Here is a 23,533-nt window from a genome sequence, read left to right as displayed (position 1 = left end):
CGCCGGTCGCGGCACCCTCGAAAAGCGTACGCTGAGGTCCCTGTAGCTCACGGTACGCGTTCGCTCCCCGCGCGGGCGCACCACCGTGGCAGGGGGTATGGGATGGGACAGCGGAGCGCACGCAGCAGAAGGACACTCTTCGAACGGGAGAGTGAACTCGCCGCCGTGGACGAGGCGTTGGGCGAGCTCACGGGTCTGCGCACGGACGGCGGTGAGCCGGGGGACCGCCGGCGCGGTGCCTTACTCGCCTTCGCCGGCCGGGCCGGCATCGGCAAGACCACCCTCCTCACCGAAGTGCGCCGCCGCGCCGCGGCCCAGGGCTGCACCGTGCTCTCCGCGCGCGGCGGCGACCAGGAGCAGCGCGTCGCCTTCCACGTCGCCCGCCAACTGCTGCAACCGCAGTTCGCCGGCTCGGCCGACGCCGATCTCCGTACCGCGCTGGGCAGTTGGTACGACATCGTCGGCCCCGCCCTCGGCCTGTGCGCCCCCACCGAGGGCTCCCCGCCCGACCAACAGGGCCTGCGCGACGGCCTCGACTGGGTGCTCACCCACCTCGCGGTCAAGCGGGCCCCGATGGTCCTCGTCCTCGACGACGCGCACTGGGCCGACCCCGAATCCCTGGGCTGGCTGGCCGCGTTCGCGCCCCGCGCCGAGCAGCTCCCCCTGCTGGTGGTCGTCGCGTACCGGCCCGACGAACTCCCTTCCCACGCCGAGTCGTTCAGGGGACTGCCCGGCCGGGCCGGCGGACGCCCCCTCGATCTCGAACCGCTCAGCGTCGCGGCCGTCGCCGACCTGGTGCGGGAGACGCTCGGCGAGCACGCCGACGACGCGTTCTGCCACGAGTGCTGGGCCGTCACCGCGGGGAACCCCTTCGAGACCGTCGAACTCACCGCCAAGATCCACGACGGCGGTCTGAACCCCACCGAGGCCGGTGCCTACCAACTCCGCGACCTCGCCGCCGCCGTCAAGGGCAGCGGCCTCACCACCCGCCTCGAACGCCTCGGCACCTCCACCGTCCGCTTCGCCTGGGCCTGCGCGGTCCTCGGCACCGAGACCCATCCGGCGCTCGCTGCCGCCGTCGCCGGACTCGGTCACGAGGAGGCCGCCGACGCCGCCGACGCGCTGCGCGGCGCCCGCATCCTCAGTGGCACGCTGACCGCCGCGGGCACCCTCGAATTCGTCCACCCGCTCATCGCCACCGCCGTCTACCGGGCCATCCCCGCCGGCGTCCGCGTGGCCCTGCACGGCCAGGCCGCCTGGTGCGTCATCGACGAGGGCCAGGGCCCCTCCGCCGCCGCCCGCCACCTCATGGAGACCCACCCCGACGGCGACAACTGGGTGGTCCAGCAACTCCGCGCGGCGGCCGGCGAGACCCTGCGCGCGGGCGCCCCCGACACGGCCCGCCGCTACCTCGCCCGCGCCCTGCGCGAACCCCCGCCCTACGACGACCGGGCCGCCGTCCTCTACGAACTGGGCAGCGCCTCCCTGCTCACCGAACCGGCGACCACCGTCAACCATCTCCGGGCCGCCCTCGAAGAACCCATCAGCGACCCCGGCCTGCGCCAGCACATCGTCTACCGCCTCTCCCAGGTCCTCGCCCACAGCGACCGCCTCGCCGAGGCCTCCGACACCCTCGCCCGCGAGATACACGTCACCGACGACGCCCGGGTCAAACTGCGCATGCTCTCCGAGCAGTTCATGTGGGACGCCTTCCGCGCCGACGAACCCGACCACCCCTCGCGCTCCCGCCGTCTCACCAAACTCGCCGACCGTCTCAAGGGCCGCGACCTCACCGAGCGGTACATCATCGGCCTGCGCACCTGGGACGCCGTACTCCGTGGTGAACCCGCACATGTGGCCCTCCACCATGCCGAGCGCGCGCTCAACGGCGGTCTCGGCTGGGCGGAGGCCGACCGCGGCTTCGAGGTACCGGTGCTCGTCGCCCTCGCCCACATGTACTGCGACCGACCGGGCCGGGCGGAGGAACTGTTCGCCACCGGCATCGCCGACTTCGAGCAACAGGGCTGGCGCGGCGCCCACTTGGCGTTCGGCTACACCCTGCTCGGCTACCTCCGCTACCGGCGCGGCCGGCTCGCCGAGGCCGAGGACTTCGCCCGCGCGGGACTGCGCCTCGCCGAACGCGTCGGACCCGGCACCCCCGTCTACTGGTACGGCACCGGCATCCTCATCGAGGTCCTGCTGGCCCGCGGCCGGGTCGAGGAAGCCACCCGACTCGCCGAGGACCACGCCTTCGCGGAACCCTTCCCGGCCGCCGTCGTCTTCCCGGACGCGCAGACCGTGTACGGCGAACTCCTGCTGGCCCGCGGCCTCACCAAGGAGGCCGCCGCCGAGTTGGCCGCCGCCGGCCGCCGCCTCGACCCGCGCGGCATCCGCAACCCCGCCTGGTGCCCCTGGCAGATCCACCTCGCCCGCGCCGAGCGCCACGAAACCCCCGAGCGCGCCATGGCCACCGCCCACGAAGCGGTCGCCCGCGCCCGCCAGTTCGGCACCCCGTCCGCCATCGGCCAGGCCCTGCGCATCGCCGCCGAGGTCTCCTCCGGCGCCGACCGCGCCAAACTCCTGGAGGAGTCCGTCACCCACCTCGAACGCTCCCCGGCCGCCTACGAGTTGGCCTGCGCCCTCGTCGCCCTCGGCACCGAACTCCGCCGCACCGGCCGCCCCGAGGAAGCCGCCGACTACCTCTACCGAGGCCTCGACACAGCCATCCAGTGCGGCGCCGACGGCCTGGCCGACACCACCCGCACCGAACTCACCGCCGCCGGCCTACGCCCCCACCCCCTCCACACCACCGAAACAGACACCCTCACAACCGACGAACGCACAGCGGCAACCCTGGCCGCCCAAGGCCACACGGACGCCGACGTAGCCGTAGCACTTCACACGGACGAGCAGACGGTGGTGCGCTTGCTCTCGGCGGTCTGCCGCAAGGTGGGCACGGAACGCTCAGGATTGGAAACGGAACCAATCCGGCCAACGTAGGACGCACCTACCCAGGGGCGCGGGGAACTGCGCGGCCAGCCCCCGCGCACCCGCGGCGAACAACGCACCGCACCCGGCCACACCGCCGGACGGCACCCCGTACCATTGCCCGCATGTCGTTCCTCCGCCGCCGCAGCGCCACCCCCGCCGGCCCCGAATTCGATGTGCTGGCCATGGACCCGGGCGACTGGCCCGGCAACCTCGGTGCCGGTCTGCTGCCCGCCCCCGACGGCACCTGCCAGGGCGTGTTCCTGCGGTACGACCTGTTCGGCGGCCGTGGCCCCGCGATGGTCATCGGCAATCTGCCGGAGGGCTCCCCGGCCCGTGACGTCGCCGAGGACGAGATCCCCTTCGAGGTCGCGCAGCTGCTCCTCGCGCTGGAGAACGACGAGGAGGTGACCGTCGTAGGCACCGAGGACATGCCGGTGATGCAGGGCGACAACCTGCTGATCGTGCGCCGCCTCAAGCTCTCCGAGAGCCGGATCTCCTGCGTCCAGTTCGACCGCAGCGACAACGTCCTGGTGACCATCGCCGCGTGGGACCGCCCCATCACGGACGACCTCTACGCCCTGCTGAAACCGCTCCCGGCGGAACTGTTCCAGCAGGGCTGAGGCCCGGCTACCGGCCCGACCGCGACACCGTCACATCGGCGGCCCGGACGAACTCCACCCGGTGGCCGTACTGGATCTCGTAGTAGAGATCCTTTCCTACGACGACCTTGTGCGAGTCGGTGGTGAAGGTGACCGCGTAGTAGTACTCGCCGGGCACCTTGTCACCGACCACGTACTTCTGGCCCTTGAGCAGGGTGTACGGCAGCGGGGACACCGCCTGGGCGGGCACTCCCGTCGGATAGGCCGAGGCCTCCGGGTAGGCGCGGCCGTAGACCGGGACGCTGTCGACGCCCGCCTTCGGCGTCACCACCAGGCCCGTCGCCGCGACCGCGGTGGGCTGCTTCTTCGGGTTCCTGAACCAGGCCTCCTGACCCAGGTACCAGATCGCGGTCCAGTCCCCTGAGCGGTCCGCCACCGCGTACTGCTGCCCGGTGGACACCCGTGAGGAGAGGTCGTTGACCCCGGTGGTCGGGGTCGTCCCGAGGCCGATGTCCTTGATCAGCGGGTAGGTCTCGCCGGGCCCGGAGTACAGCCGGACCTCGCTCGACCCGTGCACCGCGCACGGCTGGCCCGCGGTGACGCAGCCCGTGTACACCGGCCGGTTGGTGGTGTAGTCGGGGCGGATCGTCACCAGGCCGCCGCCCTTCTTCGCGGTCTGCTTGACCGGGTGACCCAACAGGTCGAAGTAGTGCGCCCAGTCCCAGTACGGGCCCGGGTCCGTGTGCATCCCGGGGACCGTGGACGTGGTCGGCCCCGGCACGTTGTCGTGGCCGAGGATGTGCTGCCGGTCCAGCGGGATGCCGTACTTCTTGGTCAGGTACGACACCAGCCGCGCCGACGAGCGGTACATCGCCTCTGTGTACCAGGCGTCGGGCGCGGCGAGGAAGCCCTCGTGCTCGATGCCGATCGACTTGGCGTTGATGTACCAGTTGCCCGCGTGCCAGGCCACGTCCTTGGCCTTCACATGCTGGGCGATCAGACCGTCGGTGGAGCGGATCGTGTAGTTCCACGAGACATAGGTGGGGTCCTGGACCAGGTTCAGGACAGCGTCCCACTGGCCTTCCGTGTCATGGACGACGATGTACTTGATGCTCTGCGACGCGGGCCGGTCGCCCAGGTCGTGGTTGCCGTAGTCGTTGTTGCCGAACTGGGAGTACGGCGCCGGGATCCACTCGCAGGACACCTTCTTCGGGCATTCCGTGCCGCCGGCGGCGAGCGTCCGCAGCCCGGTCTCCGCCAACTGCGCGGTGTCGGGGGCGAGTTCCGGCTGTGCGGCGAGCACGACCTGCTGCCCGGCGTCCGTGACGCGCTGCTCGCCGGTGTGGATCACGTCGTAGACATCGTTGGCATACGCCGCCGCTGTCGCCGTGTCGTCGGCGCCGGAGAAGCGCGCGATCGCGCCGTACCAGTCGGCCGGGTCCGTGCTCAGCGGCTCGCCGAGGCCCTGCTGCGCGTCGGCCAGGAGTGCGGCGCCACCGGCCACATTGGCGGCCTCGTCGGTCCGCAGATCGCTCGCCGCGAGGCCGGTCAGCTCGGCCGCCTTCGTCAACGTCCGCAGCCGGGGCGGGAGTTGGGAGTCAGCCGGGATCCGCGCGGTCGGGTGCAGGGCCGGGCGGGCGCTGTCGCCGCGGGCGTCCTCGGTGCCCTCGCTGAAGTGCTCCGTCGCGGCGAGGGCGGTGCGGGCGTCCGTGAGGTGCATGGGGCCGTAGCCGCCGGTGACGCTCGGCGCTCCGTCGTGCGTGTCCCAGCGGGACTGGAGGTAGGAGACGGCCAGCAGCACCGTCTGCGGCACGCGGTACTCGGCGGACGCCGACGAGAACGCCCGCTGGAGGGTCGAGGCTGCGGAGCCGGTGGAGTCCGGGGCGGGGGCCGCACCCAGCAGGGGCAGCAGCAGGGCCGCGGTGGCGAGCGCGCCGGCGGCTTCGCGCGCGCGTCTGTGCCCGGGAGCGCGGGTGGGGTCGGTCGGGGATCCTCGCAATGCAGCCTCCTGGGACGGTGGGGTCTGACGATCCGTTCGGGGCCGGGCGTGCGTCAGTGGTACCGGCTGGCCGACGATCCGTCAATCATGCCCAGAGAGAGGCGAATTCCCTTGTCAACAGGGGACGCGAGGAGTTTCGTGGCGGCGGCTTTCGGGCCTGCGGGGCGTCAGTGGACTACACCAATGGGTGAGTCATGTATGGGGGCGCACTGGTGGCTGGGACACACGAAGGTCCGCGGTGCGCCGCTGCAGGGCGCACCGCGGACCTTCGTCCCCGTCAGCGAGTGCCGACCGCCGCACGCACGGCCCGTCGGGCCATCTGGCAGTCGTCGTGCAGCCGCCTCAGCAGCAGCCGTTGTTCCTCGCCGGACGGCGCAGCACCCGGGTGGGCCACCACGCCCGGTGCCGCCGGGGTCGTGTCGTGCATCGAACGCTGCACGGCCATCTCGTAGGTACGGATCTCCCGGGTCAGCACCAGCATCAGGTTCACCAGGAAGGCGTCGCGCGAGGCCGGTCCCGCCGACTGCGCGATCTGGCTGATCTGCCGCCGGGCCACCGGCGCGTCCCCGAGGACCGCCCACAGCGTCGCCAGGTCGTAGCCCGGCAGGTACCAGCCCGCGTGCTCCCAGTCCACCAGCACTGGACCGGCCGGTGAGAGCAGGATGTTCGACAGCAGGGCGTCACCGTGGCAGAACTGGCCCATGCCCTGACGGCCCGCCGAGTGCGCGATGCCGTGCAGCAGCTTCTGCAGGTCTCCCATGTCCCGGTCGGTGAGCAGCCCCAGCTCGTGATAGCGCGAGATACGGGCCGCGTAGTCCAGCGGTGCGTCGAAGGTGCCGGCCGGCGGCCGCCAGGCGTTGAGCCGGCAGATCGCGCCGAGCGCCGCCCTGATGTCCGCCCGCGGCGGAGCCTCCGCCGGGTGGCGGTGCAGCGCCGCCACCCGGCCCGGCATCCGCTCGATGACGAGCGTGCAGTTGTCCGGGTCCGCCGCGATCAGCCGCGGCACCCGCACCGGCGGGCGGTGCCGGACGAACGAGCGGTAGGCGGCTATCTCGTGCCGGATCCGTTCGGCCCACGCGGGGGAGTGGTCCAGTAAACACTTCGCGACGGCCGTGCTGCGTCCGGTCGTTCCGACCAGCAGCACCGAGCGCCCGTTGCGGCGTAGCACCTGCACCGGAGCGAACTCCGGGCAGATCCGGTGCACCGACGCGATCGCCGTACGCAGTTGGGCGCCCTGAGGGCCGGACAAGTCGAGTCTCCCGCTGAGCGGTTGGGTGCCGAGCCCGGGAACGCGCCGCGGCCTGCCCGCACCGAGCACGGGGCCGGCCGCCGGACGCGCCGGGTCGAGGTAGGGGCCGCCGGCGCCCGGGCGGGGGTGCAGCGACCGGGGCGGGGCGGACACGGAGGACGATGCTGTGTACATGGGAGATACAGATCCCTTCGTGTGCCTGCAGTGCCTGTCCAAGCAAGCGCGCTCCCGGCCCGGTTCCGCAGGTGCACCCTGGGGAGTGTCCCTCGGTGACCGGGTCGGGGTGGCGCGTTCCTACCCGACACCAGATGCGCAGTGGCACACCATCTGGCGCACCCTGGCGAACCATGGCGAATAGTCGCCCGGCACAGCGCACCGGGCTATGTTCAAGTCAGCCGAGAACCTGGGGGCTTGACGTGAACGGACAACCCAACTCCCGTCTCTCGGACCTGTTCGGCCTGGCCGGCTGGTCCAAGGGCGAGCTCGCGCGGCGGGTCAACCGGCAGGCGGCGGCCATGGGCCACCCCCAGCTGTCGACCGACACCTCGCGGGTACGGCGTTGGATCGACATGGGAGAGATCCCGCGCGATCCGGTGCCGAGGGTGCTGGCGGCTCTGTTCACCGAGCGTCTCGGCCGTGTCGTGACCATCGAGGACCTCGGTCTGGTCCGGCACGGGCGTGTGGGGAAACGGCCTGACGACGGGAGTGTGGAACATCCCGACGGTGTGCCGTGGGCGCCCGAACGGACTGCTGCGGTCCTCACCGAATTCACGGGAATGGACCTCATGCTCAACCGACGCGGCTTGGTGGGCGCGGGCGCCGCGCTCGCCGCAGGCTCCGCACTCAGCAGCGCCATGTACGCATGGCTGCACTCCGATCCGACTCTTTCCGCCGATGCCCCCCGATTCGACGATCCCCTGCACGCCGACCCCGCTGGGTTCGACCGCTACGAGGCCGCCCCCATCGGGTCGCAGGAGATCGGTGAACTGGAGGAATCCGTCAAGGTGTTCCGAGCCTGGGACGCGGCCCGCGGCGGCGGGCTGCAACGCAAGGCTGTGGTGGGACAGCTCAACGAGGTGGGCGGCATGCTCGCCTATCGGCACCCCGCCGATCTGCAGCGGCGCCTGTGGGGCGTCGCCGCCAATCTCGCCGTACTCGCGGGCTGGATGTCGCACGACGTCGGCCTGGAGCCCACGGCCCAGAAGTACTTCGTCATCGCCGCCCACGCGGCCCGTGAGGGCGGCGACCGGCCCCGTGCAGGGGAGGCGCTCTCCCGGGCGGCTCGTCAGATGGTCCACCTGGGCCGGCCCGACGACGCGCTGGATCTCATGAAACTCGCCAAGACCGGTTCCGGCGACCAGGTGCTGCCCCGCACCCAGGCGATGCTCTACACCATCGAGGCCTGGGCACAGGCGTCGATGGGCAAGGGCCAGGCCATGCGCCGCACCCTCGGCCGGGCGGAGGATCTCTTCGTCTCCGACCGCGGCGACGTACCGCCCCCGAGCTGGATGCAGACCTTCAAGGAGGAGGACCTCTACGGCATGCAGGCCTTGGCCTACCGCACGCTGGCCGAGCACGAGCCCGGAGCGGCCGTGCACGCCCAGTACTTCGCGGAGAAGGCCCTGGCGCTGCGGGTCGACGGCCGGCAGCGGTCGAAGATCTTCGACTTCCTGTCGATGGCGTCCGCGTGCTTCATCGCGGACGACCCCGAACAGGCGGACAGGTACGCGCGGTTGGCCCTGGCGTCGATGGGATCGAACTCCTCCCACCGCACCTGGGACCGGCTGCGCGAGATGTACCGGCTCACCGCCCAGTACTCCGACTACCCGAGGATCCACGAACTGCGGGAGGAGATCGAACTCGCGCTGCCGAAGACACAGTCGAGGAGTCCGAGGGCCAGGGGCGGCAACAGCGCGCAGGCATAAGGGGGTTGTGCCGCTGTTTCTTTCCCGCCGGATGCTCTTGGCGGTCTAGGTGGTCCTGGCGACGAGCACGCACGCGTCGTCCGCGCGCTCGGTGTCGCCGAACTCCTCCACGACCATCCGCACACAGTCCTGTGCGGAGCGCGCCTCCCCGAACCGCGGGGCCAGGCCGAGGAGTTGGTCCACAGTGGCGGCTCCGTCGCGCCCGGGCACCAGTCCGTCCGTGTGCAACAGGAGTACGTCGCCGGCCTCCAGGATCTCCTCGGCCTGTCCGTAGGCCGCTCCCGAGGTGGCGCCGAGCAGCACGCCGTCCGGTGCGCTCAGCACGCGCCCCGTCCCGTCGCGGAACAGCAGCGGGGCGGGGTGTCCTGCCTGCGCCCACGCCAGCGTGCGGGTCTCGGGCCGGTACCGGCAGCACACCGCGCTGCCCAGGGCCGGTTGCACGGTGGCGTCCAGTAACTGGTTGAGCCAGGACATCAGTTGAGCGGGCTCGGTGCCGGCCATCGCCATACCGCGCAGGGCGCCGAGCAGCATCGCCATGCCCGAGGTGACGGCGACACCGTGTCCGGTGAGGTCGCCGACGCTCAACAGCGTTGCCCCGTCGGACAGTTGGAGCGCGTCGTACCAGTCGCCGCCGATCAACGCGCTGGTGGAGGAGGGCAGATAGCGGGCGGCCAGGTCCAGTGTCTCCGGCCCCTGGTGCGGGAGCCGCAGGGAGCCGCGCCACGGCGGCAGCACGGCCTCCTGCAGCTCGACCGCGAGCCGGCGCTCGGTCTGCGCGTGGTGCCGGTGGAGCTGCAGCGAGTCACGGGTCTCGCTCACCGTCCGCTGGCTGCGGCGCAGTTCGCTGACGTCCCGCAGCACGGCCCACATCGAGGCGGTGCCACCGTCGGCGTCGAGCACGGGCTCGCCCATCATGTGCACGGTCCGTACGGCGCCGTCGGGCCGTACGATGCGGAACTCGCCGTCGATCGGCTTGGCGTCGATCAGGCAGTCCGTGACCATCGTGGTCAGGCTCGGCCGGTCCTCGTCGAGGACCAGGGACGGCAGTTCGTCGAGGGTGAGCGGGGGAGCGGCCGGGTCACGGCCGAGGATCTGATACAGCTCCCCGGACCAACTCGCCGCGTCCGTCAGCAGATTCCACTCGGCGCTCCCGACCCGGCTGAGCAGCGAGTCGTCACGAGGCGCCTCCGGTACGGCGGTTGCGGCGAGCGGCGCCTCCACGGCGGCCGGCACCGGCGGCGGGCCGTCCCGTAGCTGGGCCAAGTGCTCGTCGAGGTCGTTGAGTTGATGCAGCGCCAGATCGCACAGCGCCCGCTGCCACCGCTCCCGCGGATCCGAACCGTCCTGCTGCGCGTCCCGTCGTACGGCGTCCACGTCGCCCATGAGCCGCCGCGCCTGCGATATCAGCGCGTCGACCGAGCCGCGCGCGGGCGGCTGGGCGGCGGGGCGGTCCGCAGAGAGATGGGACGGCATGACGCACTCCGATGCGGGGACGGTACGACCAAGGCGGATGGAGGGACCGGTTACGACTGTCGCACAGGCTGCGACGCCCTGTAAGGGATTTGGCAACACCCGATCCGGTGGTGCTTCTGGCATATGCCAGCGTCTTCACGGGCGGCTTGTGCCGTGCTCGTGGCGTAGCTGTCCCGGTGGGGCAAGTCGTATACGCAGTACGCGAGTTGAAGGATTGATTACCCCTCAGGCCGGTCATTCAACCACCTGTTCGACGGCCCACTGTTCCCGGGCGTGGCGACGCCCGGCGTGAGGCCGAAAAGCGTCGCTCAGGTGAGTGATCCGCAGTACGCAACGGCCATTTTGAGCCGTTGCTTTGTTATAGCCATGACAATTCTGTGGACGTGATGCCACGCTGCTGTGCACCACGCTCACCGAGCGTTCACTTCCTCCTCACCCTTCCTCCTCACCCTTCCTCCTCACCCTTCCTCCTCACCCTTCCTCCTCTCCTTCTCGTCACTTCTCGCACCCGCGCGCCGCCGGACGGCCGTAACCCGGCCCGACCCGCTCTCCAGGACTCCGTCGAGTCCGACCACCCCACATAAGGAGAACGCCTTGACCCGGCATGACCGTTTCCCGCACCACCCCAGATACACCGCCGCCCTCGTGCTCACCGCGGTCGGCACCCTGCTGGCCGCCGGTATGCAGACCGGTGCCGCCTCCGCCGCCCCCGGCGGCCACACCACCCCCGCGAAGATCCTGGCCGCCCCGCGGGCCGGAGCGGCTCCGGCCGCGCTGTCCCCGGCGAAGCACGCCGCCCTCCTCAAGAGCGCGGGCACGGCTGTGCGGAGCACGGCGAAGACCCTCGGCCTCGGGGCCAAGGAGAAGCTCGTCGTCAAGGACGTCACGCAGGACGCCGACGGCACCACCCACACCCGCTACGAGCGGACGTACGACGGACTGCCCGTCCTGGGCGGCGACCTGGTCGTCCACGCCAAGAGTGGCCGGCTCACGGTGACGAAGGCCGCGAAGGCCGACCTGGCCCTGCCGGACGTCACCCCGAACGTGCCGTCGGCGACGGTGAAGGCCAAGGCGCTGGTGGCCGCTGCCAAGAAGGGCGGCGAGAAGGTCAAGCTCGACGGCGCCCCGCGGCTCGTCGTCTGGGCCGCCGGAGCCAAGCCCGTGCTCGCCTGGGAGGCCGTGGTCGGCGGCTTCCAGGACGACGGGACGCCCAGCGAACTCCACGTGATCACCGACGCCGACTCGGGCAAGGCCGTCTTCCAGTACCAGGGCATCGAAACAGGCTCCGGCACCGGCCAGTTCAACGGAACGGTCCCGCTCAGCACCACGCTCGACACGGCGACCTCGACGTACCAGCTCGTCGACGGCGACCGCGCCGGACACAAGACCTACGACCTGAACCAGGGCACCTCCGGCACCGGCACACTGTTTACGGATGACAACGATGTCTGGGGTGACGGGACCGCGAGCAACCGTCAGACCGCGGGCGTGGACGTCGCGTTCGGTGCCGCGGCCACCTGGGACTACTACAAGGACGTTTTCGGCCGCAACGGCATACGCAACGACGGCGTGGCCGCCTACAGCCGGGCCCACTACGGCAACAACTACGTCAACGCGTTCTGGTCGGACACCTGCTTCTGCATGACGTACGGCGACGGCTCGGGCAACACCCACCCGCTGACGGCGCTGGACGTGGCCGCGCACGAGATGAGCCACGGCGTGACGGCCGCGACCGCCGGCCTCACCTACTCCGGTGAGTCGGGCGGCCTGAACGAGGCCACCTCGGACATCTTCGCCGCGGCGGTGGAGTTCCACGAGAACCTGTCCGCCGACGTCCCCGACTACCTGGTCGGCGAGAAGATCGACATCAACGGCAACGGCACGCCGCTGCGTTACATGGACAAGCCCTCCAAGGACGGTTCGTCCCGCGACTACTGGAGCTCGACGCTGGGCAGTGTCGACGTCCACTACTCCTCGGGCCCGGCGAACCACCTCTTCTACCTGCTGTCCGAGGGCAGCGGCGCGAAGACCGTCAACGGCGTCTCCTACGACAGCCCGACCTACGACGGCGTGCCCGTCGCCGGCATCGGCATCGACAACGCCCAGAAGGTCTGGTACCGGGCGCTCACCACGTACATGACCTCGTCCACCAACTACGCCGGTGCCCGCACCGCGACCCTCCAGGCCGCCGCGGACCTCTTCGGCGCGTACAGCCCCACGTACCTCGCCGTGGCCGACGCGTGGGCGGCGATCAACGTCGGCAGCCGTATCGCGCTCGGCGTCAACGTGGCCCCGATCTCCGCACAGATCAGCGGAGTCGGACAGTCCGTGTCCCTCCAGACCAGCGCGTACACCACCAACTCCGGTGCGGGGCTGACCTATTCGGCCACGGGACTGCCCGACGGACTCTCCATCAGCAGCACCGGTCTGATCTCCGGCATCCCGACCACCCTCGGGAGCAGTGACGTCACGGTGACCGTCACCGACGACACGGGCGCGTCCGCCACCGCCGCCTTCACCTGGCGGGTCGCGAACATCTACGCCAACAGCACCCGGGTGGACATCCCCGACAACGCCGCCGCCGTGGAGTCCCCGATCACGGTCACCGGCCGCGACGGCAACGCCTCGGCCACCACCCAGGTCTACGTCAAGATCGTCCACACCTACCGTGGTGACCTGACCGTCGACCTCGTCGGTCCGAACGGCACGGTCTACTCCCTGTCGAACCGTGCGGGCGGCTCCGCCGACAACATCGACCAGACCTTCACCGTCGACGCCTCCGCCCAACCGGTCAACGGCACCTGGACGTTGCGGGTCCAGGACCGCGCGGCGCTCGACGTCGGCTACATCGAGCAGTGGCAGCTGACTCCGTGACACGCAGCCCGTGTGACTGACCGTCCATGACGGTCCCGGCCGCGCCCGCACTCCGGGGCGCGGCCGGAGCCGTTGTCCGGGGCCGATGTCCGTCACCGGCGGGGCGTCTCCGTCTCCAACGTGTCGCGCAGGCGCGGCAGTTGGCGTCGGCGGGTCCGGGCCCGTGCCAGGAGGAGTACGGCGACGGCCACGAGGGCGGCGCCGGTCCCGGCGGCCGCCAGTGCGCCGGCCGCCGCACCACGGGCCGCCGCCGGGGCCGTGCCCGACAGGGTCCACGGGCGCCGCGCGTTGTCGAGGTCGACGGCGTAGCGGGCCACGTCGTGTGCCGGAACGGCGGTCGACGGTCTCGGCCTCGTTGCAGTCGACGAGGTGGCGACCGCCGACGCCCTCCAGCAGGGGTGAGGTGGCGAGGAGCGTGGAGGGGGGCGCCCTGCTCTACGGTCTTGATGAACTCGGCCGGGACCTACCCGCTGCCCCGCCCGCCGCCAAGTCCCGTACGGCGAGAGTGACGTCGGCGCGGTGGCCGGTCGGATCGACCCCGGCCACGACGTCCGCGGCGGTGCTGGAGAAGTCGCAGGGGGATGTGTCGTGGTCAGGGGGTGAGTTTCAGATCCTGCTCGACCAGCGGTTTGCCGGAGTGCCAGTCCAGGGCCGCGCCGAAGCGCACCAACTCGCCGTAGAGCGCGGGATCGACGTGTTCCGCGAGGACGAGGTCGAGCACGGCTTTCGCGGCATCGGCCGGGGACTTGGCCTGGCTGAAGTCGTCGAACCAGGGGCGGGACGTGGCCGTGTCCACCATGCCGGGGCACACGGACGCGATCAGGGTGTCGCTCGCGAGGTCGTCCTGACGGCGCTCCGCGGCGACCGCGCGGACGGCGGCGACCTGGGCCACCTTCGAGGGCACGTTCAGCCAGAGCGGCCAGCCCGCCTCGGCCGTGGTCCGGTGGTGGACGGCGCTGCGCCAGGACTCGACGGCGTACTCGACCTGGTCCAGGCTCGCGCCGTCGAACAGGTTGTGCAGCGCGGGGTCGAGATGACCGAGGGTGCCGAGGCCGCTGGCCACGACGAGGCACCGGCCGCCCGGCCGGAGCACCGGTCCGAAGGAGCGCAGCATCGCGTGGGTGGCGGTGTTGGAGACGTCGATGAACTCGTCGGCGCGCTCGGTCTGCGACTCCCCGGGGAGCATCCGGGTCACGGCGTTGGAGATCACGATGTCGACGCCGCCGTAGCGCTGCCGGAGCTCGTCGGCGACATGGGCGATCGCGTCGGTGTCGGTGACGTCGAGGACCCGGCCCTCCACCCGGCCGCGCGTGCCGGGCAGGCTCGCGACCTCGCGGACCGCGTCGGTGACCCGCCGCTCGTCGCGGCCGGTGAGCAGAACGGTGTCGTCGGGACCCATGCGGGCCGCCAGTCCCTCGACGAGGGCGCGGCCGAGTCCCTGGTTGGCGCCCGTGACGAGGGCGATGCGCGGAGCGTTCATGCCTCCAGGGTAGGAACGATCACCTCCATGCGTCCAACGAAAGTCACGCACGTCTAGTATGCGTATTCGTCATGGACTTCACGGATGTGTCCCTCACCGCCCTGCGCGTCTTCCGCGCGGTCGCCGAACAGGGGACCTTCACGGCCGCCGCCGCGTCGCTGGGTTACACGCAGTCGGCGGTGTCCCGGCAGATCGCCGCCATCGAACGGGCCGCGGGCGCGGAACTGCTGGAACGGCGCCGCGACGGCGTACGGCTGACGCCGGCCGGCCGCATCGTCATGCGCCGGGCGACGGTCGTGCTCGACGAGATCGACGCCACCGCCCGCGAACTGTCCGGGCTGCCCACCGAGGGCGCGACCGTCCGCCTGGGCTGGCTGCCCAGCGCCGGAGCCGCCCTGCTGCCGCGCGTCCTGCTCGCCCTGCGCCGCAGCGACCCCGACCTGCACGTCGTCAGCCGGGAGGGCGGCACTCCGGCGCTGGTCCGTGCCCTGCGGGCCGGCAGCCTCGACCTGGCCCTGCTGGCGTCGGCGCCCCCCTTCCGGCCGCCGGACACCGAGTCACCACCGCTGGTGCTGCGCACGCTCACGGAGCGCCCCCTGTGCCTCGCCGTACCCGCCACGCATCCACTGGCCCGTGGCGACTACGTCGACGTGGCCGACCTGCGCGGGCAGCGCTGGATCGCGAGTTCCGCCTCGGGCGAGGACCGTCTCATGGGCGTGTGGCCCGGGTTGGACGAGCGCCCCGAGGTCGCCCACACCGCCCGTGACTGGCTGGCCAAGCTCCACCTCGTAGCGGCCGGCTGCGGCTTGACCACCGTGCCCGCGTCCCTGGCCCCCGCCGTCCCACCGGGCGTACGAGTCCTGCCGGTACGCGGCGGCCCCCAGGAACAACGCCGCCTCCTGCTGGCCCGCCTTCCGTACCCGCCGCCCACCGAGGCGACCACCCGGGTGGCGTCGGCACTCCGGCTCGCCGCCCTTGACGCGTACAGCGGGAGTTCGGCGCCGGTGGAGGAGTGAGCGGGTGGGTCGGCTCGCTTGGGCTTCCCAACTCGGCTTTGCCCGGCGGATGTTGATCAGTCGGGCGGGCGGCTCTCCGCAACTCGGCCCCGACCGGATGGGGTTGGTCGGCGGCGCGGAACCTGTGTGCTGCGGAGGTGTGAGAGGAGGTTGGTCAGTCGGGCGGGCCGGTCACCTCAACGTGGCTCCGTCCAGCAGGACTTGCCCCACGACACAGCACCCGCGCCCCGAACAGCACCGCACACGCCCCCACCGTCAGCAGCCCGCCGGCGAGGAACGTCCCCCGCACACCGGCGAGCCGCAGGACGAGGCCTCCCAGCGCGGCTCCCGCCGCGATACCCGCGTTGTAGGAACCGGAGTTGGCCGCGAGGGCGAGGTCCGTGCGGCCCGGCGCGCACTGGAGCATCGCGTTCTGGGTGGTCATGAACACCGGCCCGAGCGCGCCGCCCATCAGCGCCAGGAACACCACTGCGGGCACCCGCTCGGTGCCGGCCGCGTACAGGCCGAGCATGCCCACCGCCTGGACGGCGACGGCCGTGCTCAGCGCCCCCTGCGGGAAGCGGTCCAGTACCGCCCCGGTGATGGTCACCCCGGCCAGACACGCACCGCCGAAGACCACCAACAGGACGCTGACGGTGGTCTGTTCGAAGCCGCTCACATCGTCGAGGAACTTCACGACGTACGTGAACCCCGCGAACGCCCCGGTGGCTGACAGAGTCCCGGCCGCCAGTACGGTCCCGAACCGACGGGCGTCGGGACGGGTGCCGTAGGCGGCCCGCTCCTCGTGCGGACGTGAGGTCGGCAGGAGTACGGCGATCGTCAGCAGGGACGCGAGGCCCAGAGCGGCCGGGACGGCGATCGGCACGGGCCAGCCCTCGCGGCGGCCCAGCCAGGTACCGGCGGGCACCCCGAGCACGAGGGCCAGCGAACCGGCGACGGACAGCGCCCCGAGCACTCGCCCCCGGACCTCCGGCGCGAACAGACCCACCGCCACCGGTCCCAGCACGGCCCAGAACAACGCCTGGGCCAGCGCGGTCAGCAGCCGTGCCGAGAGGAGCAGCCAGTACGACGTCGCCAGTGCCGCCACCACACTGGACACGACCAGCGCGGCCAGCAGTGTCGTGAGCACATGGCGTCGGGCCACACCCCGCATCACATGGGCGAGCGGCACGGAGGCGACGGCCACCGTCACGCCGTAACCGGTGACCAGCAGTCCGACCGCCGGCACGGAGACCCGCAGGCTCTCGGCGATGAGTTCCAGGAGCCCGATCGGCAGGTTCTCCGCGGTGTTGAAGGTGAAGGCCGCCAGCATCAGGGCCGCGAGCACCGCCGACCTGTGCCACCCGGCCCGCCGCGCCCGCACAGTGGCCCCGTTCATGTGCCCACCCCACATGGCTCACCCGCCCCACCGCCAACGAATTCACCAGCAGTCGCACATACCGACGACGAAGTGACGCAGGTCACATTAATTCGTTCGGGGTTCCGCGTAATGCGAACGGCACCTGCGAGGTCGTACAGGCACACGGCAATCCGGCCGACCTCACACCGCAGTGGAGACCGACCATGGACATCACCCTCGAACAGCCCACCCGAGCCCGGCTGATCACGGCGGACGACACGGAGATCCCCGTGGCCGCCACGCTCCGCTACGTCTCCTCGGACCCGCTGGCCGTGCACCTCGACTTCCCGCCCGAGGTGTCGCTCGACGGCGACGGTGTCACCTGGACCTTCGCCCGGTCGCTGCTGGAGGAGGGGCTGCGCAGGCCGGCCGGCGGCGGCGACGTACACCTGTGGCCGTGCGGCCAGGCCCGTACCGTGCTGGAGTTCCACTCGCCGTTCGGACTCGCCCTGCTCCACTTCCACACCCCTGAGCTGCGCCGCTTCCTGCTGCGGAGCTACGACGTGGTCGCCACCGGACAGGAGGACATGGACGCGGTCGTCGACCGAGGACTGAGCGCGCTGTTCGGGAACGTCTGAAACATCTGAAACGTCTGAACGGCCGAGGGCAACTCGGCATCCCGACACCGGTTTTGACCTTTGTTCACCTCCATCTCACCGTCCCGGTATGGACCTTGGCGATCACCCCGTGCACCCTTGCGCGCGGTGTGCCGCTCGGGCACGCCTGTGACGAGGGCGGAGCGCATGACACCGATCAGCCGAAGAGGCTTCGTGGGGCTCGGTGCCACCGTGGCGGCGGGCATGGCGACGGGCACCGGCGTACGACCCGCGATCGCCGCGCAGCAGGCGCGGACGGCGACCGGCACGATCTCGGACGTGAAACACGTGGTGATCCTGATGCAGGAGAACCGCAGCTTCGACCACTACTTCGGGCGCCTCAAAGGCGTCCGCGGCTTCGACGACCGCAGCGGCATCACCCTCAGCGGCGGCTACCCGGTCTTCAACCAGCCCAACGGCGGCGGCCGTCAGTACCCGTGGAAGCTGAGCGCCACCCCGGCCGCGGGCGGCAAGGACGGCGAGACGCTCGCCCAGTGCAACGGCGACCTTCCGCACTCCTGGTCGTCCCAGCACTCCGCGTGGAACAAGGGCCGCCTCGACAACTGGGTCTCGGGCGTCGGCAACGTCCGCTCGCTCGGCTACCTCGACCGCGCCGACATCCCCTTCCACTACGCGCTCGCCGACAACTACACAGTCTGCGACGCCTACTTCTGCTCCACCCTCAGCGCGACCGGCCCCAACCGCACCTACCTGTGGAGCGGCAAGGTCGACTCCTCCAGCTACGACGGCGGTGACGAGTCCGGCCTGACCTGGGGAACCTACGCCGAGGCGCTGCAGAACGCCGGAGTGAGCTGGAAGGTCTACCAGAACGCGGCCGACAACTACGGCGACAACGCCTGCGCCTACTTCAAGAACTTCACCAACTCCAAGGCGGGCAGCCCCCTTTACGACCGAGGCATGTCCTCCGTCCATGCCGCCACCGGCTCGACCCCCGACGACATCGCCGCCGCCATCAAGGCCGACGTCCTCGCGGGCACGCTCCCGCAGGTCTCCTGGGTCGTCCCCAACCAGGCCTTCTCCGAGCACCCCTACGCCCCGCCCGGCGACGGCGCGCACTTCATCGGCCTCGTCTACCAGGCCCTCGCCGCCGACCCGGACGTCCTCGACTCGACCGTCCTGTTCCTCAACTACGACGAGAACGACGGCTACTTCGACCACGTCCCGCCACCGGCCCCGCCCGCCGGCACGGACGGCGAGTTCCTCAACGGCGTTCCGTACGGCTTCGGCTTCCGCGTCCCGATGATCGTCATCTCGCCCTGGACACGCGGCGGTTGGGTCTCCTCGGAGGTCTTCGAGCACACCTCGGTCCTCCGCTTCCTGGAGACCTGGACCACGTCCTTCGGCAAACCCGCCGCCTGCCCGAACATCAGCACCTGGCGCCGCAAGGTCAGCGGCGACCTGACCGGCGTCTTCGACTTCGCCAACCCGGTCTACGGCTCCGTCGCGCTTCCGGCGACCAGCGTCATCGGCATCTCCACCTGCGGCCCGCTGCCCAACCCGGTGCCGACGAACAACGCCCTGCCCGTACAGGAGACCGGCACCCGGCCCGCCCGCGCGCTGCCGTACCAGCCCAACGGGTACCTGGATCACCTGGAGTTCGGGACGAGCGGCAAGATCCTCGCCTGGTTCGCCATGTCCAACCAGGGCGGCGCCGCCAAGAGCGCGGCCCATCTCTCCATCCACCCGGGCGCCTACCGCGACACCACGCCCTGGCAGTACACGGTCGACCCGGGCGGCACCGCCTCCGACTACTTCAACATCGGTACGGGCTACGGCAGCGGCACGTACGACCTCTCCATGGTCGGCCCCAACCGCTTCCTGCGCCGCTTCCAGGGCGACGCCACGAAGGCGGGCAAGTCCGTCGAGGTGAGCACCCGTTACGCCGTCGAACCGGGCACCGGCAAGCTCGCGATCTACTTCAAGATGACCAACTCGGGCTCCGCGTCGGTGAAGTTCACCATCACCTCCAACCACTACCGCACCGACGGGCCGTGGACCTACACGGTCGCCGCGGGTGCTTTTGCGGAGGACTTCTTCAACGCCGTTGCGTACCAGGCCGGTTGGTACGACTTCACGGTCACCGTCGACTCCGACGCGACCTGGTCGCGCCGGTTCACCGGACACCTGGAGTCGGGCGCGGCGAGCGTCAGCGGCTGAGGGCGGCGTACAACTCCGGTGTCATTGGCTGACGTCGGCGTACAGGTCCGGGCGCGGGGCGAGTTCGACGGCCACCCGGCCGCCGCTCTCCAGCGCCCGGACCCCGGCCTCGGCGACCACGGAGGACGCGTAGCCGTCCCAGACGCTCGGGCCGGTGACCTCACCCCGCCGGGTGGCGTCGACCCAGGACTGCACCTCACGGTCGTAGGCGTCGGCGAACCGCACGAGATAGTCGAGCGGTACGTCCTCGTGCGCGCTGCCCCGGGTGGTGACGACCATGGTGTGGTCCTCGCCGATCCGGGCGCTGCCCGCCTCGCACACGGCCTCGCAGCGCACCTGGTAGCCGAAGCCGGAGTTGACGAAGATCTCGACGTCGACGAGGGCGCCGCCGTCGGTCTCGAAGAGCACGAGCTGCGGGTCGAGCAGACCTGCCGGGGCGTTCGCCGACGAGCGCGGGCTGAGCACGGTCACCGCGGTGAGTTCCTGGCCGAGCAGCCAGCGGGCCGCGTCGATCTCGTGCGAGACCGAGCTGTCGATGAGCATCGCCGAGGTGAAGTACGGGGGCGACGACACATTGCGGTGGGTGCAGTGCAGCATCAGCGGGCGCCCCAACCGCCCGCCGTCCAGCAGGGACTTGAGCCGCTGGTACTCCGCGTCGTAGCGCCGCATGAACCCGATCTGGGCCAGCCGCCGTCCGAGCCGTGCCTCCGCCTCCACCACCCGGAGCGCGCCGGTGGACTCGGGCACCATGGGCTTCTCGCACAGCACCGGCAGTCCGCGGGCGAAGGCCGCGAGCAGGGCCCCCTCGTGCACGGGACCCGGTGAGGCGATGAGGACCGCCTCGACCCCGGGGGCGTCGAGCGCGGCCAGGGCGTCCTCGTGCACCGTGACCGTGTCCAGTCCGGCCACCGCCTCCTTGGCGCGGTCCGGGTCGGGATCGGCCACGGCGGCGACCCTGGCGCCGCTCACCACCTGGTCGAGGCGGCGTATGTGGTCGGCCCCCATGTGTCCCGCACCCAGCACGGCCACGCCCAGCAGGTCACCCACGTGTGCACTCCCTCTCCGTCGACGATCACGCCGTAGCGTACGCCGCAGGGGAGAGGGAGCCTCGGGAGTGAAGAAGAGGCCTCAGTAGCGCAGCACGCCCGCGATGCCGGCCGCGTCGTTCAGCGTGCCGTCGGGGACGAAGCGGACCTCGGCGCCGGTCTCCAGGCACTGTTCGACGATCTCGTCCACGATGTCCTCGCGGGCGTCGAGGTCGTCGCTGTCGGCCGGGACGAGATGGTCGCCGTGGTCGTCGCGGACCGTGACGCGGTAGTTCTCCTCGACGGCCAGCAGCCGGACCCGGCCCTCCCGGGCGTTCTGCCAGACCTCGTCGACGCCGGCCGCGAACTCCTTGCGCCCGCGCGCCGATTCGAGCTCCCGGGTCACGGCGACGGTGCTCTCGCGCGCCTCCGCGTCGACCAGCGGCCGTACGGCCTGCCACACGGCGTCGGGAGTGCCGTGCGCGAGCCCGCCGTGCGCGATGTGCGTCGCGTCCTTGGTGGCGTTGCCGACCTCGTCCAGGGCGGACAGGGCGGCCTGTTCGCCGGTGATGTAGAGGGGGCGCCGGTGCACGCGCAGGACGCGGCCCATCGCGGTGTCGGCCTCGCGCAGGAAGTGGCGGGTGTCCTCGTCGCGGAAGGTGCTCGGCATGTCGCCGATCCGCTCCTGCCGCTCGGCGTCGAAGTTGTCCCGGTGGTCGCGGGTCAGCGGGAAGCCGCCGGAGTGGTCCTCGGTGACCCGGTCGACACCGCCGTTCCACAGCGTGACGCGGTCCGCGGCGAGGGACAGCACCCAGAACGGCCGCTCGGAGGCCTGCGCGGAGACGAGATTGCGGGTGAGGAACGTGTCGGAGAGCACCACACGTTCCGGCACGGACCTGGCGAGGGACCACACCTGGTGCTCGCCCGGCGCGGCGAAGATCACCAGACCGTCCTCGGCATGCGCCAGGTCGATCTCGGCGAGGGCCTGGTCGAGCTGACGGGAGACGTCGATGCGCCGCTCCCGGGGGACCGCGGGATCGGCCTCCAACTGCTTCTTGGCCTCGGCCAGCACATTGCGCAGCCGGACCGGATCCTGCGCGTTGTCGGGCTCACGGCGATGCGTCGGGGTGAGCACGGAGACCGCGGGGTAGGGGCGCGGGCGCCGCAGTTCGGTCAGGGTGGCGGGACTCAGTGCGTGCTCCATAACAGCACGATAGGGCCGATTCACCGATGGGGCATATGGGGGAAGCCCGCCAGGCAATAGGGGCAATTGGTTGCTAACGTCCCTCGGGTGACGCAAGCCGCCACTGCCGACACCCGGACCACAGCCGCCAAGCTGACCCTGCCGACGCTGACCACCATGGTGGTCGGCTCCATGGTCGGGGCCGGGGTGTTCTCCCTCCCGCGCCGGTTCGCGCAGGAGACGGGCGTGGCCGGCGCCCTGATCGCCTGGGCCGTCGCCGGCACGGGCATGCTGATGCTCGCCTTCGTCTTCCAGACCCTCGCCGTCCGCAGGCCCGACCTCGACGCAGGGGTCTACGCCTACGCCAAGGCCGGGTTCGGCGAATACCTCGGCTTCTTCGCCGCGTTCGGCTACTGGGCCAGCGCCTGCGTCGGCAACGTGACGTACTGGGTGCTGATCATGTCGACGATCGGCACGATCGCCCCCTCCCTCGGCGAGGGCGACACCGTCCTCGCCGTGGTCCTCTCCTCGGTCGGCCTGTGGCTCTTCTTCCTGCTGATCAGCCGCGGCGTGAAGGAGGCGGCGGCCATCAACCGGATCGTCACCGTCGCCAAGGTCGTACCGATCCTCTTCTTCGTCGTCCTGGCGCTCTTCTACCTCAAGCCCCATGTCTTCGCCGAGAACTTCGGCGGCGCCGACTACGCGGGCTCCCTGTTCCAGCAGGTCAAGGGCACCATGCTGGCCACCGTCTTCGTGTTCCTGGGCGTCGAGGGCGCCAGCGTCTACTCCCGGCACGCCAAGCGCCGCGAGGACGTCGGCCGCGCCACCGTCCTCGGCTTCCTCAGCGTCTTCGCCGTCTTCGCCTCGGTCACGATCGTGTCGTACGGCCTGATGCCGATGGGCGAGATCGCCGAACTGCGGCAGCCCTCCATGGCGGGCGTCCTGGAACACGCGGTGGGCACCTGGGGGAAGGTCTTCGTCAGTGTCGGCCTGATCGTCTCCGTGCTGGGCGCCTATCTCGCCTGGACGCTGATGGCCGCCGAGGTGCTGTTCGTCGCCGCCAAGGACGACGACATGCCGCGCTTCCTGAAGAAGTCCACCGCGGCCGACGTGCCCGTCCCCGCACTGGTGATGACCACCCTGCTCAGCCAAGTCGTCCTGGTCGTCACCTACTTCTCGGACGACGCCTTCAACTTCGCGCTGGACCTGACCAGCGCGCTGACGCTGATCCCGTTCCTGCTCGCGGCCGGCTTCGCCGTACGGATCGCCCTCTCGCGAACCCGTTCAGGGCGGGGCGAGTTGGTGGTCGCGGTGCTCGCCACCGTCTACACCGCGTTCCTCATCTACGCGGCCGGTTTCAAGTACCTCCTCGTCTCGCTCATCATCTACGCGCCCGCCACCTTCCTGTTCGTCAAGGCCCGCAGGGAACAGGGGCGTTCGCCCTTCTCGGCCCGCGAACTGGTGATCCTCGCCGTCTCGGTCGCGGGCGCCGCCGTCGGGATCGTCGCCCTGGCGGCGGGCTGGATCAGCCTCTGACCCGCCTGTG

General features: G+C 71.1%; 16 protein-coding genes. 8 read left to right on the top strand and 8 right to left on the bottom strand.

What is annotated here, in order from left to right:
• Positions 1 to 102 precede the first annotated feature (102 nt).
• On the top strand, positions 103 to 3,000 hold the full coding sequence (locus ACIRRY_RS11915; RefSeq protein ID WP_403971085.1) for an ATP-binding protein: 2,898 nt from the start codon (positions 103 to 105) through the stop codon (positions 2,998 to 3,000).
• A gap of 113 nt (positions 3,001 to 3,113) precedes the next feature.
• Positions 3,114 to 3,611, top strand: a complete 498-nt coding sequence (locus tag ACIRRY_RS11910; protein ID WP_200677790.1) for a hypothetical protein — start codon at positions 3,114 to 3,116, stop codon at positions 3,609 to 3,611.
• Positions 3,612 to 3,618: 7 nt separating this feature from the next.
• Here ACIRRY_RS11910 and ACIRRY_RS11905 read toward each other — a convergent pair whose 3' ends face one another.
• Together ACIRRY_RS11905 and ACIRRY_RS11900 are read right to left on the bottom strand one after the other, a co-directional pair.
• The gene (locus ACIRRY_RS11905; RefSeq protein WP_403971083.1) at positions 3,619 to 5,589 is read right to left on the bottom strand and encodes an N-acetylmuramoyl-L-alanine amidase; all 1,971 of its coding nucleotides are present in this window, start codon (positions 5,587 to 5,589) and stop codon (positions 3,619 to 3,621) included.
• Between the two features lie 277 nt (positions 5,590 to 5,866).
• On the bottom strand, positions 5,867 to 7,012 hold the full coding sequence (locus ACIRRY_RS11900; protein WP_403971081.1) for an aminoglycoside phosphotransferase family protein: 1,146 nt from the start codon (positions 7,010 to 7,012) through the stop codon (positions 5,867 to 5,869).
• 242 nt (positions 7,013 to 7,254) lie between these two features.
• Between ACIRRY_RS11900 and ACIRRY_RS11895 the strand changes: the two genes are divergently transcribed.
• A complete protein-coding gene (locus ACIRRY_RS11895; protein WP_403971079.1) occupies positions 7,255 to 8,763 on the top strand; it encodes a hypothetical protein in 1,509 nt (502 codons plus the stop codon).
• A gap of 45 nt (positions 8,764 to 8,808) precedes the next feature.
• Here ACIRRY_RS11895 and ACIRRY_RS11890 read toward each other — a convergent pair whose 3' ends face one another.
• Entirely contained in the window at positions 8,809 to 10,236 is a 1,428-nt protein-coding gene (locus tag ACIRRY_RS11890) for a PP2C family protein-serine/threonine phosphatase (RefSeq protein ID WP_403971077.1), read from the bottom strand.
• Between the two features lie 594 nt (positions 10,237 to 10,830).
• Between ACIRRY_RS11890 and ACIRRY_RS11885 the strand changes: the two genes are divergently transcribed.
• Positions 10,831 to 13,110: a M4 family metallopeptidase gene (locus ACIRRY_RS11885; protein ID WP_403971075.1), complete on the top strand. Its 2,280-nt coding sequence runs from the start codon at positions 10,831 to 10,833 to the stop codon at positions 13,108 to 13,110.
• 92 nt (positions 13,111 to 13,202) lie between these two features.
• Here the strand turns inward: ACIRRY_RS11885 and ACIRRY_RS11880 are convergent, their stop codons facing one another.
• Together ACIRRY_RS11880 and ACIRRY_RS11875 are read right to left on the bottom strand one after the other, a co-directional pair.
• Positions 13,203 to 13,427 (bottom strand): hypothetical protein, encoded by a 225-nt coding sequence (locus ACIRRY_RS11880; RefSeq protein WP_403971073.1) that lies wholly within the window; start codon positions 13,425 to 13,427, stop codon positions 13,203 to 13,205.
• A gap of 275 nt (positions 13,428 to 13,702) precedes the next feature.
• Complete coding sequence (locus ACIRRY_RS11875) at positions 13,703 to 14,590, bottom strand: SDR family NAD(P)-dependent oxidoreductase (RefSeq protein WP_403971071.1); 888 nt, start codon at positions 14,588 to 14,590, stop codon at positions 13,703 to 13,705.
• 71 nt (positions 14,591 to 14,661) lie between these two features.
• Here ACIRRY_RS11875 and ACIRRY_RS11870 point away from each other — a divergent pair, with 71 nt between their 5' ends.
• Entirely contained in the window at positions 14,662 to 15,606 is a 945-nt protein-coding gene (locus ACIRRY_RS11870) for a LysR family transcriptional regulator (protein WP_403971069.1), read from the top strand.
• 154 nt (positions 15,607 to 15,760) lie between these two features.
• Here ACIRRY_RS11870 and ACIRRY_RS11865 read toward each other — a convergent pair whose 3' ends face one another.
• The gene (locus ACIRRY_RS11865) at positions 15,761 to 16,984 is read right to left on the bottom strand and encodes an MFS transporter (protein ID WP_403971067.1); all 1,224 of its coding nucleotides are present in this window, start codon (positions 16,982 to 16,984) and stop codon (positions 15,761 to 15,763) included.
• A gap of 185 nt (positions 16,985 to 17,169) precedes the next feature.
• Between ACIRRY_RS11865 and ACIRRY_RS11860 the strand changes: the two genes are divergently transcribed.
• The gene (locus ACIRRY_RS11860) at positions 17,170 to 17,583 is read left to right on the top strand and encodes an SsgA family sporulation/cell division regulator (RefSeq protein ID WP_403971065.1); all 414 of its coding nucleotides are present in this window, start codon (positions 17,170 to 17,172) and stop codon (positions 17,581 to 17,583) included.
• A 165-nt stretch (positions 17,584 to 17,748) separates the two neighbouring features.
• The gene (locus ACIRRY_RS11855; RefSeq protein WP_403971063.1) at positions 17,749 to 19,779 is read left to right on the top strand and encodes a phosphocholine-specific phospholipase C; all 2,031 of its coding nucleotides are present in this window, start codon (positions 17,749 to 17,751) and stop codon (positions 19,777 to 19,779) included.
• 21 nt (positions 19,780 to 19,800) lie between these two features.
• Here the strand turns inward: ACIRRY_RS11855 and ACIRRY_RS11850 are convergent, their stop codons facing one another.
• Positions 19,801 to 20,826: a Gfo/Idh/MocA family protein gene (locus ACIRRY_RS11850; protein ID WP_403971061.1), complete on the bottom strand. Its 1,026-nt coding sequence runs from the start codon at positions 20,824 to 20,826 to the stop codon at positions 19,801 to 19,803.
• An 81-nt stretch (positions 20,827 to 20,907) separates the two neighbouring features.
• Positions 20,908 to 22,008, bottom strand: a complete 1,101-nt coding sequence (locus ACIRRY_RS11845) for a chemotaxis protein (RefSeq protein ID WP_403971059.1) — start codon at positions 22,006 to 22,008, stop codon at positions 20,908 to 20,910.
• Positions 22,009 to 22,095: 87 nt separating this feature from the next.
• Here ACIRRY_RS11845 and ACIRRY_RS11840 point away from each other — a divergent pair, with 87 nt between their 5' ends.
• Positions 22,096 to 23,523 (top strand): basic amino acid/polyamine antiporter, encoded by a 1,428-nt coding sequence (locus ACIRRY_RS11840; protein ID WP_403971057.1) that lies wholly within the window; start codon positions 22,096 to 22,098, stop codon positions 23,521 to 23,523.
• Positions 23,524 to 23,533 lie beyond the last annotated feature (10 nt).

The sequence above is a fragment of the Streptomyces sp. NPDC101776 genome (assembly GCF_044766845.1).
Classification (GTDB): domain Bacteria; phylum Actinomycetota; class Actinomycetes; order Streptomycetales; family Streptomycetaceae; genus Streptomyces.
This window is presented reverse-complemented; position numbering and strand designations above follow the sequence as displayed.

Coding starts and splice junctions, on each gene's coding strand:
- ACIRRY_RS11915 (WP_403971085.1), top strand. CDS start 103: ATGGGACAGCGGAGCGCACGCAGCAGAAGGACACTCTTCGAACGGGAG.
- ACIRRY_RS11910 (WP_200677790.1), top strand. CDS start 3,114: ATGTCGTTCCTCCGCCGCCGCAGCGCCACCCCCGCCGGCCCCGAATTC.
- ACIRRY_RS11900 (WP_403971081.1), bottom strand. CDS start 7,012: ATGTACACAGCATCGTCCTCCGTGTCCGCCCCGCCCCGGTCGCTGCAC.
- ACIRRY_RS11890 (WP_403971077.1), bottom strand. CDS start 10,236: ATGCCGTCCCATCTCTCTGCGGACCGCCCCGCCGCCCAGCCGCCCGCG.
- ACIRRY_RS11875 (WP_403971071.1), bottom strand. CDS start 14,590: ATGAACGCTCCGCGCATCGCCCTCGTCACGGGCGCCAACCAGGGACTC.
- ACIRRY_RS11870 (WP_403971069.1), top strand. CDS start 14,662: ATGGACTTCACGGATGTGTCCCTCACCGCCCTGCGCGTCTTCCGCGCG.
- ACIRRY_RS11865 (WP_403971067.1), bottom strand. CDS start 16,984: ATGAACGGGGCCACTGTGCGGGCGCGGCGGGCCGGGTGGCACAGGTCG.
- ACIRRY_RS11860 (WP_403971065.1), top strand. CDS start 17,170: ATGGACATCACCCTCGAACAGCCCACCCGAGCCCGGCTGATCACGGCG.
- ACIRRY_RS11855 (WP_403971063.1), top strand. CDS start 17,749: ATGACACCGATCAGCCGAAGAGGCTTCGTGGGGCTCGGTGCCACCGTG.
- ACIRRY_RS11845 (WP_403971059.1), bottom strand. CDS start 22,008: ATGGAGCACGCACTGAGTCCCGCCACCCTGACCGAACTGCGGCGCCCG.